This window comes from Vibrio sp. D431a (genome assembly GCF_030248655.1).
GTDB classification, from domain to species: domain Bacteria; phylum Pseudomonadota; class Gammaproteobacteria; order Enterobacterales; family Vibrionaceae; genus Vibrio; species Vibrio alginolyticus.
Genome location: NZ_JAHGAP010000013.1, coordinates 113048 through 126563 on the forward strand (window position 1 = coordinate 113048; position 13516 = coordinate 126563).

The 13516-nt window shown below is 42.0% G+C and carries 11 protein-coding genes; all 11 read left to right on the forward strand.

Translation table 11 applies throughout. The features are described from left to right. Positions 1-59 precede the first annotated feature (59 nt). Entirely contained in the window at positions 60-2828 is a 2769-nt protein-coding gene (locus KJB35_RS11030; protein ID WP_054574205.1) for an SLBB domain-containing protein, read from the forward strand. A 101-nt stretch (positions 2829-2929) separates the two neighbouring features. Further along, positions 2930-3919: a Wzz/FepE/Etk N-terminal domain-containing protein gene (locus tag KJB35_RS11035; RefSeq protein WP_054574206.1), complete on the forward strand. Its 990-nt coding sequence runs from the start codon at positions 2930-2932 to the stop codon at positions 3917-3919. A gap of 89 nt (positions 3920-4008) precedes the next feature. Then, positions 4009-5133 carry a non-hydrolyzing UDP-N-acetylglucosamine 2-epimerase gene (gene wecB / locus KJB35_RS11040; RefSeq protein WP_054574207.1) on the forward strand — a complete coding sequence of 375 codons (1125 nt, stop codon included), beginning with the start codon at positions 4009-4011 and terminating at the stop codon, positions 5131-5133. A 22-nt stretch (positions 5134-5155) separates the two neighbouring features. Continuing rightward, positions 5156-6421 (forward strand): UDP-N-acetyl-D-mannosamine dehydrogenase, encoded by a 1266-nt coding sequence (gene wecC / locus KJB35_RS11045; RefSeq protein ID WP_054574208.1) that lies wholly within the window; start codon positions 5156-5158, stop codon positions 6419-6421. Next, complete coding sequence (locus KJB35_RS11050; RefSeq protein ID WP_085569712.1) at positions 6421-7611, forward strand: UDP-N-acetylglucosamine 4,6-dehydratase; 1191 nt, start codon at positions 6421-6423, stop codon at positions 7609-7611. Before wecC ends, KJB35_RS11050 begins: the two co-directional genes overlap by 1 nt. A gap of 12 nt (positions 7612-7623) precedes the next feature. Next, on the forward strand, positions 7624-8775 hold the full coding sequence (locus tag KJB35_RS11055) for a LegC family aminotransferase (RefSeq protein ID WP_213907977.1): 1152 nt from the start codon (positions 7624-7626) through the stop codon (positions 8773-8775). A gap of 17 nt (positions 8776-8792) precedes the next feature. Continuing rightward, the gene (gene neuC, locus KJB35_RS11060) at positions 8793-9986 is read left to right on the forward strand and encodes a UDP-N-acetylglucosamine 2-epimerase (protein ID WP_054574211.1); all 1194 of its coding nucleotides are present in this window, start codon (positions 8793-8795) and stop codon (positions 9984-9986) included. Between the two features lie 7 nt (positions 9987-9993). After that, the gene (gene neuB / locus KJB35_RS11065; RefSeq protein WP_054574212.1) at positions 9994-11067 is read left to right on the forward strand and encodes an N-acetylneuraminate synthase; all 1074 of its coding nucleotides are present in this window, start codon (positions 9994-9996) and stop codon (positions 11065-11067) included. After that, complete coding sequence (locus tag KJB35_RS11070; protein WP_213885619.1) at positions 11060-11713, forward strand: acetyltransferase; 654 nt, start codon at positions 11060-11062, stop codon at positions 11711-11713. The genes neuB and KJB35_RS11070 overlap by 8 nt, the downstream gene beginning before the upstream one ends. A 16-nt stretch (positions 11714-11729) precedes the next feature. Beyond that, a complete protein-coding gene (locus tag KJB35_RS11075) occupies positions 11730-12791 on the forward strand; it encodes a nucleotidyltransferase family protein (RefSeq protein ID WP_054574214.1) in 1062 nt (353 codons plus the stop codon). Further along, positions 12791-13492, forward strand: a complete 702-nt coding sequence (locus tag KJB35_RS11080) for a cytidylyltransferase domain-containing protein (protein ID WP_085569709.1) — start codon at positions 12791-12793, stop codon at positions 13490-13492. Before KJB35_RS11075 ends, KJB35_RS11080 begins: the two co-directional genes overlap by 1 nt. Positions 13493-13516: the final 24 nt, after the last annotated feature.

Below are 13516 nucleotides of genomic sequence, written 5' to 3' on the forward strand. Positions count from 1 at the left end.
TACCTAAAGCTCAAATTTGAGCTTTAGGGCCTTTTATTCAATTATTATAGTGGCATATCATGTTTAAAGGATATCTCTCCATTGCCGTTTGTGTCTTGGCAAGCATGTTTGCGTCTTACTCGACTGCGCAAACACCTACTCCAGAACAAATAAAAATGTTTCAGAACTTACCGGCAGACCAGCAGCAAGCACTGGCGAGTAAGTATGGCTTTAGTATCCCTTCTGGTTCATCCTCCCAGTCTACGTCATACTCAAATCCGCAAGTCATGCAACCTCGGCCTCAATCAAGTGGGGCGAGTTCTACTGAACTAGAAAAAATGTGGGATGCCAAGAAAGAGGATGATGAATTACAACGCTTTGGTCTTGAACTCTTTGCCGGCTCTCCAAGCACCTTTGCTCCGATCAGTGATGTTCCAGTTCCAGCGAATTACACTGTAGGTGCAGGTGATGAAATCATCGTGCAGTTGTTTGGTAAGGAGAACGAAACACATCGCTTACGTGTAAATCGCGCAGGAATAATCAACTTTCCTTCTCTTGGGCCTTTAAATGTTGCCGGTATGCACTTTTCCGATGTTAGAGACTCTCTAACACAACGTGTAAAAGAGCAAATGATAGGTGTTCGTAGTGATATCTCATTAGGTGAATTACGCACCATGCAAGTATTTGTCATGGGGGATGCATATAAGCCAGGCGCGTACACGGTTAGCGCATTAACGACAATATCACAGGCTATCTACTACAGCGGTGGCTTTGGTGAAAGTGGGGCACTACGTGATATTCAGCTAAAACGTGACGGAAAAATTATTCGTAAGTTGGACATGTATGATCTGTTACTAAAAGGTGATGCGAGTGATGATGTGCGCTTACTTCCAGATGATGTTGTTTTAATCGGCTCTGTTAAAGAGACTGTGTCTATAGAAGGCGAGATTAACCGTCCTGCAATCTACGAGGTTAAGCCGGGTGAAACTTACCAACAACTTATTCAAATAGCAGGTGGTTTTACTGCCAATGCGTATAAAGAACAGTTAGAAATCAAACGTTATGCAACGCATGGGACTCGTGAAGCGGTCACTCTCGATTTTAGTAAGAGTCAAGATAAGCAAAGCAAAGTAAAAAATGGCGATGCTATTAAAGTCTTGAAAAAAAGCGAAGAGCTTACTCGATATGTTCAAATTGAAGGGGATGTCAGACACCCTGGGTATGTAGAGTGGCATCAAAATCTACGTATCGCTGATTTGTTTAAATCTGTTGACTCCGCATTCAATGCGACTGCTGATGTTAACTACGCCGTTGTTGTTCGAGAAGTAAATACTCAACGTGATATCGAAGTATTTCAGATCAATCTCGCGAATGCGATTTTATCTCCTAACAGCAAAGACAATATGTCTCTGCGTTCTCGTGACCGAGTTCTAGTCTTCAACCGTTTCAATAACGAAGATTTAGATACACTCGCTAACGATGAAGAAATTACAAAAGCTAAAACACTCGAGCAAGCCCAAAAACAAGCGGAGATGGAGCAACAGAAAGAACAGCAACAGATGAGCTCGTCGGTTGCAATGGTTAATAACCCAGCAGGTTCGGTAATCGCAGGCAACAATGCGATGACTAGCAATAATCAGCAACAAACTAATTTTAATAACCAACAGAATCATGTTGGCTGGAACCAGCAAGAAAAAGAAGAAAGAAAAATCATTTTCCGCGGTAAAGAGATTACAGAGGAAGACTTTGAAAAGCTGAAGCAGAATACTCGTCGCACTTTACTTGCCCCCGTATTGCTGCAGCTCCAACAACAGTCTCGTTTAGGTTTAGCCCCTCAAATTGCTGAAGTATTTGGTGAAGTGAAGCACCCAGGTCGGTACCCAATTACACCAAGAATGACGGTATCAACGCTGATTGAAGCTGCTGGTGGTTTGACTTACAACGCATTCACAATCAATGCAGAACTAGCACGAACCGCGATTAACAGTGCAGATGAACGTGCATACATTGATGTTGAACGTATTGATTTGCGTAAAGCAATCCAAGGCAATGCTTCAGACGATGCAATTATCGTAGGTCGAGATCGTTTGAACATCCTCGAAAAGCCAAATGTGAAGCTACAAAGCACAGTCACTTTACAAGGTGAAGTTCGCTTCCCAGGAACTTACACGACCCGTCAGGGGGAGACATTGAGTGAGCTTTTGGAGCGTGCAGGAGGATTGACCGAATTTGCACACCCTCAAGGTGCAATATTTACTCGTGAAGCATTGCGTTTACAAGAGCAGAAGCTTTTAAACCAATACGCCGCAGATATGCGAAAAGAAACAGCGAAGAAGACGTTCCGAGCCGATAGTAATATAGGTTCTGTAATTTCAGATCCAGAAAAAACACTAGCATTTGTTGAGGAAGCAAGTCGCAGCAAAGCTCTTGGTCGTATGGTTGTGCAGTTAAATCGTATCTTGAAGGGGGAGCGCTCAGCAGACTTTATGCTCGAGGACGGTGACTTCCTCTTTGTTCCGACTTTCCGAAACACTGTATCAATAATGGGTGAAGTTCAGGTTCCAATTACCTACTTGTTAGACAACAAACTTGACGTCGATGATTATCTGAACAAAGCCGGAGGCGCTAAAAAGCAAGCGGATGAAGATCGCATTTTTGTAGTACGTGCGGATGGTTCTGTTTACAAGCCTTCATCAGGCTATTGGTTCGGAAACAATAAAGAAGGGTTAAAAGCCGGTGATACAATTGTAGTTCCAATCGATACCGATTACCGTGATGCCTTGAGTACATGGACTGCAGCAACGCAGATCCTATATCAAACTGGTGTGGCAATTAACGCATTGCAATAACAACATACGCGAGTCTAGGGTAACCTTGGCTCGCGTATATAGTTTGTATAAATCTGTATTTAATCAATAAGCAAGAAGCTAATTGACTGGGATAAAGTGAAATGAAATCTGAGCAATACCCAAACCTGCCCCCATATCCTTATACACATGTTCCTGCCGAAGATGAAATAGATCTACGTGAACTACTTTCTGCATTTTGGCGAGGGAAGTGGGTCATTATTCTTACTACGGTCATTTTTGCCTCTGTTGCTGTGGCATTTGCGTTGTCAAAGCCGAACATCTACAGGGCTGATGCTCTTCTATCCCCAGCTCAAAACTCTAATGCTAGTGGATTAGCGGCAGTTTCTGGCCAGCTAGGTGGATTGGCATCACTTGCAGGAGTTAGTTTACCAAGCCAGAGCAACCAAACTGATTTAGCTATTCAAGTCATAAAGTCTCGTCAATTTATTGAATCCTTTGTACAGAAGCATGACATTCTAGTGCCTCTCATGGGTAGTAAAGGTTGGGATATTGGGGGAAACAAATTGATATTAGACGATGAACTTTACGATAAAGATAAGCAAGTTTGGTTGAGAAAGCCTCAAGGCCTAAGAGGTGCAGAGCCTACAGCTCAAGAAGCCTACCGCTTATTCGTCACAGATGTTTTGAGTATTGAGCCTGATAAAGAATCTGGACTATTTAGGCTATCTGTGAGCCACTATTCACCGTATGTAGCTCAGCAGTGGGTGAATTGGCTGATTGAAGATATTAATCAAGTAATGCGTGAGCGTACAATTCAAGATACTAATAAAAACCTAACTTATTTGAGTAAACAGCTTCAGAAAACAGCGGTTGCTGATATGCAGTCAGCCTTTTATAAGCTAATTGAAGAGCAAACGAAGAACTTAATGCTTGCAGAAGCTCAAGAAGAATTCGTATTTAAAGTAATCGATCCTGCGGTGGTTCCAGAAGAAAAAGCTTCGCCTAAGAGAGCTCTTATCTGTATTGCAGGGACGCTGCTTGGCGCTGTTTTTGGTATTATGATTGTACTAATCCGCTTCGTTTTAAAAAAAAGAGACCGATTGGAGTCTAGTGAAACATCGCTGAGTTAAGCGCAGAAAAATACAACTTAAAGGGGACGTGAACAATATTCACGTGCCCATGAAAATTATTATTCAAGTTTTACATTAGGTCAGTAATGATGACAAAGAAAAGAGTACTTACGGTATTTGGTACCCGACCAGAAGCAATAAAGATGGCCCCTTTGGTTCACGCTTTATCTTCTGATGAACGATTTGAAGCAAAATGCTGTGTAACAGCTCAACATCGAGAGATGCTAGACCAGGTGCTTGAACTATTTGAAATTAAGCCAGATTATGACCTAAATTTGATGAAAGCAGGGCAATCTTTAAATGATGTGACCGCACGAATCTTGTTAGAGCTCAAATCAGTATTACAAGAGTTTAAACCTGATGTAGTTTTAGTACATGGCGATACAGCAACAACGTTTGCTGCTAGTCTAGCAGCGTACTACGAGCAAGTTCCTGTTGGTCATGTAGAGGCAGGTTTAAGAACCGGAAATATCTACTCACCATGGCCAGAAGAAGCAAATAGAAAGTTAACGGGGGCGCTTACGCAATATCACTTTGCGCCTACAGAGACCTCACAAAACAACTTGTTGAAAGAAAACTTTAAGAAAGAGAGTATCTCGGTGACGGGTAACACTGTTATTGATGCTCTTTTGTTGATCAAAGAAAAAATCGATCATGATGAGACTCTTCAACATAGCCTGTCTGAACAATTCCCATTTCTCCGTGAAGATAAAAAGTTAGTACTCGTTACAGGACACAGAAGAGAAAGCTTTGGTGGTGGTTTTGAGCGTATTTGTGAGGCGCTAGCCTACACTGCGCAAAAGCACCCAGAAGCTCAAATCGTTTATCCAATGCACTTGAATCCTAATGTACGTGAACCTGTAAACCGAATTCTTGCGGGAATAAGCAATATACATCTGATTGAGCCTCAACAGTACTTACCATTCATTTACTTAATGAATAGATCTCATATTATTCTAACCGACTCGGGCGGTATTCAAGAAGAAGCGCCTTCTTTAGGTAAGCCCGTATTAGTGATGAGAGATACAACAGAGCGCCCAGAAGCTGTAGAGGCAGGCACGGTCAAATTGGTTGGTACCAATGTAGATCGAATCGTTACGGGTTTAACAACTTTGCTTCAAGACGAGCAAGCGTATAAGGAAATGAGCTTCGCACATAACCCTTACGGTGATGGAAAAGCATGTCAACGAATTCTAGATGTTTTAGCAAAATAATTTAATTTAACGAGAAGTATATATGTCTTTTGAAACAGTATCAGTTGTGGGGTTGGGCTACATTGGTCTGCCAACAGCAGCAATGTTCGCATCACGCAAGAAAAAGGTTGTTGGTGTTGATGTTAACCAACATGCTGTAGACACTATCAATCAAGGTAAAATTCATATCGTTGAGCCTGAGCTCGATATGATCGTAAATGCCGCTGTCAAAGAAGGCTACCTAAAAGCAGTAACAACTCCAGAAGCTGCAGATGCATTTCTTATTGCTGTTCCAACTCCCTTCTTACCTTGTAAAGAGGGTGACGTTCCAGCACCTGACCTTTCTTACATTGAAGCAGCGAGTAAAGCAATTGCGCCTGTCCTAAAGAAAGGAGATCTAGTTATATTAGAATCGACTTCACCAGTGGGAGCTACGGAACAGATGGCTGATTGGTTATCTCAAGCACGTTCAGACCTTACTTTTCCTCAAACTCATGGCGAAAACGCTGACATTAACATTGCGCATTGCCCAGAGCGTGTGTTGCCAGGTCATGTCGTTCGAGAATTGGTTGAAAATGACCGTGTAATTGGCGGCCTAACACCCAAATGTTCGCAGCGATCTGTTGAGTTGTACCAAACATTTGTTCAAGGTGAATGTGTTATCACTAATGCGCGCACTGCTGAAATGGCAAAGTTGACCGAAAACAGCTCTCGTGACGTTCAAATTGCATTTGCAAATGAGCTTTCTGTTATCTGTGATAAGTTAGATATCAATGTCTGGGAGCTAATTGCATTAGCAAACCGTCATCCACGCGTGAACATACTTCAACCTGGCCCGGGGGTGGGGGGACATTGTATCGCCGTTGACCCTTGGTTTATCGTTTCAAAAACTCCGGAAGAAGCTCAGATTATTCATACCGCACGTAAAGTTAACGACAGCAAGCCTAGTTGGGTTGTAGGTAAAACTAAAATGGCTCTTGCAGACTTTCTGCAAGAGCATGCTGATAAAACAGCCAAAGACGTTACAATCGCTTGCTACGGCTTAGCTTTTAAGCCTGACATCGATGACTTACGTGAAAGCCCTGCAATGCAGATTGTAAAAGAAATTGCTTCTTTCCATGCGGGGAATGTAATTGCAGTTGAACCTAATATTCATCAGTTACCAAGTTCATTGGAGCAAGTTGAACTTCAGGGCTTTGACGCTGCAAAGTCGACGGCAGATATTCATGTAATGCTTGTTGACCATAAAGAATTTAAAGTTGAGTCAATAGACTCACCATACTTAGTAGACACCAAGGGGATTTGGTAATGAACGCTATTTTGCCTTTAATCGGTCGTACCGAAGCCTTATTCACAAAAGATATTGAAAACCATGAAGTAGAACTGTCACGCATTGTTTCCGAGTCAAGTTTCCTTGTTTTGGGTGGTGCAGGCTCAATTGGACAAGCTGTAACTAAAGAAATCTTCAAACGTAATCCTAAGAAGCTACATGTTGTTGATATTAGCGAAAACAATATGGTGGAGCTTGTTCGAGATATCCGTAGCTCATTTGGTTATATTGATGGTGACTTCCAAACATTTGCTCTGGACATTGGTTCTTTAGAGTACGATGCATTCATTGAAGCCGATGGTAAGTTTGATTATGTGTTGAACCTATCTGCGCTTAAGCATGTTAGAAGCGAAAAAGATCCTTATACATTGATGCGTATGATTGATGTAAACGTTTTTAATACCGATAAAACGATCCAACAGTCTATTAATGCGGGTGCGAAAAAGTACTTCTGTGTTTCAACTGACAAAGCTGCAAACCCTGTCAATATGATGGGTGCGTCAAAACGTATTATGGAAATGTTCCTAATGCGTAAAAGTGAGCAAATGGCAATCTCAACAGCTCGCTTTGCAAATGTTGCATTCTCTGATGGTTCGCTGCTACACGGATTTAACCAACGTATCCAAAAGCGCCAACCTATCGTGGCACCAAACGACATCAAGCGTTATTTTGTTACTCCTCAAGAGTCGGGTGAACTATGTTTAATGTCTTGTGTCTTTGGTGAAAATCGTGACATTTTCTTCCCGAAACTGAGTGAAGCTCTGCACCTTATTTCGTTTGCAGATATTGCGGTGAAATACCTAGAGCAACTTGGTTTTGAACCCCACCTATGTGAAACAGAAGAAGAAGCTCGCCAACTTGCACATACGCTTCCAGAGCAAGGGAAATGGCCATGCTTGTTCACGACGAGTGATACTACTGGCGAGAAAGATTTTGAAGAGTTTTTCACAGATAAAGAAGAGCTAGATATGTCTCGATTCGAAAATCTGGGCATCATCAAAAATGAACCTCTTTATGAGCAAGAGCTTCTTACTTTGTTTGAAAGCAGCATCTCTGAGATGAAAGGTGAGCGAGCTTGGACTAAAGAGCAGATTGTGAAACTGTTCTTTACCATGATCCCTGATTTTGGGCACAAAGAAACGGGTAAATACCTCGATAGCAAGATGTAAGTGGAGCATTCGATGAAAGCGACATCTATTGTTGAATTTGTGAGAGATACTTACAAAACAGACGAATTTATTCCCTTACATGCACCAACGTTTGATGGCAACGAAAAAGCGTACGTAATAGAAACGATTGAAAGTACATTTGTTTCTAGCGTCGGTAAGTTTGTTGATGATTTTGAGAGAAAAATTGAAGCTTACACCGGTACGACTAAAGCTGTAGCGACTGTGAATGGAACAGCAGCATTGCATGCGGCATTGTACATGGCTGATGTTCAAAGAGGCGATCTGGTCATCACGCAAGCACTGACGTTCGTTGCGACCTGTAATGCTCTTTATCATATGGGAGCTGAGCCGGTTTTTGTTGATGTTTCACCGGTGAGTTTGGGGCTCTGTCCTAAGGCTGTGGATGCATTTTTAGAAGAGAATGCTGAAGTCACAGACACGGGGTGTATTCATAAAAAAACAGGTAGAAGAATCAAAGCCGTTGTACCAATGCACACGTTTGGTCACCCTGTAGAGCTTGATGAACTGGTTGCCGTTTGCTTGAAATGGAACATCACGTTGGTTGAAGATGCCGCAGAAAGCCTAGGCTCGTTCTATAAGGGCAAACACACCGGTACTATTGGTGATTTTGGTGCTGTCAGCTTCAATGGCAACAAGATCATCACCACAGGCGGTGGTGGCATGGTGTTATGTAAGACTCAAGGATTAGGTGCGCGTACTAAGCATGTCACGACGACAGCAAAAGTTCCTCATCCGTATGAGTTCTTCCATGATGAACCTGGCTTTAACTACCGCATGCCTAACCTGAATGCTGCTCTGGGATGTGCACAGATGGAAGTTATCGAGCAGTATTTGAAGCAAAAGAGATTGCTTGCAGAACGCTATAAAAACTTCTTCAAAGGTACAGATTTTAACTTTGTCACTGAGCCTGGGTATGCGAAGTCAAACTATTGGTTAAATGCAATCATTTGTCCGGATAAAGAAAGTCGCGAAGAGGTACTTAAAGGCACAAATGGTTCAGGCGTGATGACTCGACCGATTTGGCAGCTCATGCACAGATTACCCATGTTTGAGAATGCAATACGTGGTGATCTAACTTACTCAGAGTTTATTGAGGCGCACCTAATCAATCTTCCAAGTACCCCAGTGGAAATCAAAGGCTAAGTAGGTTTAATACATACATGACGCAGACACATAAAAAGGTTGCGGTCTTTACTGGTACAAGAGCAGAGTATGGTCTGCTCTTTTGGCTTTTAAAGGACATACAAAGCGATCCTGACCTAACACTTCAATTGCTTGTTTCTGGTATGCACCTATCACCGGAATTCGGTGATACTTACAAACAAATTGAAAAAGATGGCTTCAATATCGATGAGAAAATAGAGATTTTGTTGTCTTCTGATTCCGCTGTAGGTACAGCGAAAAGTATGGGGTTGGGTGTCTTAGGGTTTGCCGATGCCTTGTCGCGACTAGCGCCAGATGTTCTTGTCATTCTTGGGGATCGCTTTGAGGCGCTCGCTGCTGCGCAAACGGCTATGATACTTCGTATTCCGATCATTCATCTTCATGGTGGTGAAATAACAGAAGGTGCTTATGACGATGCAATTCGTCATGCGATTACCAAGTTGAGTTACCTACATGGTACATCGACAGACGAATACCGAAACCGAGTGATTCAACTTGGTGAATCACCAGCCCGTGTAAGAAATATTGGTGCAATTGGCTTAGACCACCTAAACCGAGCGTCTTTTATGACGGTTTCTGAGTTGAGTGAATCACTAAGTTTTGAGCTCACAAAACCTTATTTTGTTGTTACTTATCATCCTGTTACTCTGGGTGATGAATCTCCAGAGGAAAGCTTTCAATCGCTTTTAGACGCATTGGATGAATACCCTGATCATCAAGTTATATTAACTTACCCTAACGCAGATGACGGTGGTCGACGCATTATCCCAATGCTAGAAGATTATGCGGCAAGTCAACCAAAACGTGTCTTGGCAATCCCATCACTAGGGCAAGTGCGTTATTTGAGCTCGGTAAAGCATGCGGCTGCAGTTATTGGTAATTCGTCGAGTGGTATTATTGAAGTACCAGCTTTTGATGTCCCTACAGTGAATATAGGGGCTAGACAAAAAGGACGCTTGGCCGCAAAAAGTGTTTTAAACACCACTGCTATGAAAGAATCCATCAGTAACGCGATTGGCCTCGCTGTGAGCCGAAAGTATAAAGCTGAAGATGAAAATATTGCTAACCCCTACGGGCAAGGTGATAGTAGCAAACAAGTCATAGAGATGATTAAAGGACTGGATTTTGATCCTTGTAAGTCTTTTTATGATGTAAACATTGAACCTGACTTAAACAAGAAAGTAGAGTGAGACAATAATGACTTTGATTATTGCCGAAGCGGGTGTAAACCATAACGGTCAAGAAGAACTAGCATTTTCGTTGGTCGATGCTGCTCACAAAGCTGGAGCGGATATAGTAAAGTTCCAAACTTTTAAAGCAAAAAACCTAGTTACCGAAGAGGCTAAGCAAGCTGAATATCAAGTAACAAATACTCAAAAGCAAGAGTCTCAGTTAGCGATGTTAAGCCGTTTAGAACTGTCGTACGAGACCCACCATGATCTCGTCAAATACTGTGGTTCGCTTGGTATTGAGTTTCTATCAACAGCTTTCGATTTAGAAAGTTTAGATTTCTTAGTCAATGATCTTGGTTTAACGCGCTTGAAGTTGCCTTCCGGTGAGTTAACGAACGCTCCTCTTGTATTGGCTCATGCTCGTACTGGTTGTGATCTTATTGTATCAACAGGTATGGCAACACTTTCCGAAATTGAGACAGCTCTTGGAGTGATTGCTTTCGGTTATACAACAGATGAAAAAGCAGAACCTTCGATGCTAGGTTTCCAAGAAGCTTATGCATCAGAAGCTGGTCAAAAAGCGCTAAAAGAGAAAGTAACAATTCTTCATTGTACGACGGAATATCCCGCTCCAATGGAAGAAATCAACCTAAGAGCAATGGATACGCTAGGGCGAGCATTTGACTTGGCGGCAGGCTATTCGGACCATAGTGAAGGAATTACGATTCCAATTGCGGCTGTTGCTCGCGGTGCTGTTCTTATAGAGAAGCATTTTACGTTAGATAAAAACATGGAAGGTCCAGATCACAAAGCCTCTCTAGAGCCACAAGAGCTAGAGGCAATGGTAAAAGCCATCCGTCAGATTGAGATTGCATTAGGCTCTAGAGTAAAAACTCCTACAGTTTCTGAAGTGAAAAACAAATCCGTAGCACGCAAAAGCTTAGTAGCAGCAAAGGATATTGAAAAGGGCGAAGCGTTAACAGAATCTAACCTCACAATTAAGCGTCCAGGCATTGGTTTGTCCCCTTATCGCTATTGGGAACTTCTTGGCACTAAAGCAACCAAAGGATACAAAGCAGGAGAGTTGATCATTGAGTGATGAGGTGAATCTTCCTATTGTAATGATTGGTGGAGGTGGTCATGCCTCCGTTCTTGCTGAAATACTGCTTACGCAGGGAAGAGACATACTTGCCGTGATAAGCCCTGAAGATGTCAGTCAACGTTCTGTATTTAAAGGAATTTCCATCCTTGAAAAGGACAAAGATATTCTGAGGTTTGACAAAGACAAGATTCTTTTGGTCAACGGTATTGGAATGATGCCCAAATCCGGCTTTAAGAAAAAAATTAATGAATACTTTCTCTCATTAGGTTATCAGTTTGAGACGGTCATCGCTGACAGTGCATTCGTTTCACCTTTTTCTAAAATTGAAATTGGTGCTCAGATTTTACCTATGGCGATGATTCAGACTGGGGCTACAGTGGGGAGCCATAGTATAATCAACACGGGTGCCTTGGTTGAGCACGATTGTAAAATAGGTGCTTATAACCATATTGCTCCTAAAGCAACGTTGTGTGGTCAAGTCGAGACAAAAGAAAGTGTCTATGTTGGAGCTGGTTCAACGGTTACCCAAGGGATATCTATTGGCAGTGGCGCTATCGTGGGGGCTGGTGCTAGTCTCACTAAGTCTTTAGAAGAAAATACCATTGCATATCCTGCTAGAGCAGTAATTAAAACAAATTCTTAGAAAACAAAGGTAGAATATGAGTCATTGTTGGCAAAAAACGCTGATATCAGAATCAAGCACAATCAAGCAGGCATTAGAAATCATCAACAGCGAAGCATTGCGTGTCGCTGTGGTTGTTGATCAAGATAAAAAGCTTCTAGGCATGATTACTGATGGTGATATTCGACGTGGCTTATTAAATGATCTGGTGTTAACCGACTCGGTTGCCAAGGTAATGAATTCTGAGCCAATTACCGCAGAGCAAGGCGCATCAAAAGAGCATCTTGTAGAGTTAATGGAAAAAAAGCAAATTCTATCGGTTCCGTTACTTGACCAAGACAACAAAGTCGTAGGTTTGGAAACTCTTCACAGTGCGCTGAGTAAAGATAAATATCAGAACCCAGTATTCATTATGGCTGGTGGTTTTGGTACTCGCTTACGACCGCTGACGGACAACTGCCCTAAACCAATGTTAAAAGTTGGTGATAAACCTATTCTAGAAACTGTAATCAAGAGTTTTATCAAAGCTGGTTTTAGCAACTTTTACATCTCAACGCACTACATGCCAGAACAAATTCACCAACACTTTGGTGATGGTACTGATTTGGGGGTTAGCATTTCATATGTACACGAAGAGACTCCTTTGGGTACCGGTGGTGCTCTCGGCTTACTACCTGAAGATATGCCAAGAGATCTACCTTTAATTATGATCAATGGCGATGTGTTGACCAAAGTAGACTTCCAGCGCTTGTTAAATTTCCATATGGAAAATGATGCAGATGCAACAATGTGTGTTCGAGAGTACGACTACCAAATTCCTTATGGTGTTATTAATGGGGACGGTAATCAAATTACCAGCATGGTTGAAAAACCAGTTCAACGCTTTTTTGTTAACGCTGGTATCTATGTTTTGTCTCCTCGAGTGATTCAATCAGTAGAAAAGAATCAGAAAATCGACATGCCTACGTTGCTCGAGCAACACATGGAAGAGAGACAAAAAGTATTGATGTTCCCAATTCACGAATATTGGCTTGATATTGGCCGTATGGATGACTTTAACCGTGCGCAGATGGATATACTGTCTCTGGGGCTAGAGTAATGTTAGATGGTAAAAAAGTAATTGCTGTAATCCCTGCCAGGGGGGGCAGCAAGCGACTACCGGGAAAAAATATAAAACAGTTAGGTGGCAAACCATTAATAGCATGGTCAATTGAAGCGGCAAAAAAATCAAGGTACATAGACCGAGTTATTATTAGCACGGATTGTGAAGATATTGCGGAAGTTGCACGAAGATATGATGGAGAAGTGCCTTTTTTAAGACCGCAAGAGCTTGCAGGTGACACTGCTAGTACCAATGGTGTGATCTTACATGTACTTGAGCAAATCGACGAAAGCTTCGGCTATATTGTACTACTACAGCCAACTTCTCCTCTGAGAAGCACAGAGGATATTGATCAATTACTTGCGTCATTTGACGAGAAGACGGAAGGTGTTGTGTCTGTCTGTCCATGTGAACATAGCCCTCTATGGGCAAACACCTTACCTGAGGACAAGACAATGGGGCACTTTTTCCCAGAATCTGTCGTAGGAAAACGTTCGCAAGACTTGCCTGAATATTATCGCCTAAACGGATCCATTTATGCTTTCAAGGTAGATAGTTTTGTTGAAAATAAAGGGATCTTCTACTCTGATAAAGTAAAAGCGCATAGGATGCCCATTGAAAGATCAGTTGATATAGATACTATTGTGGATTTTCATATCGCAGAGGTTATGCTCGAGAATATGGATAAATTAAATTAAATATTTTTGAATTAATACATGGGA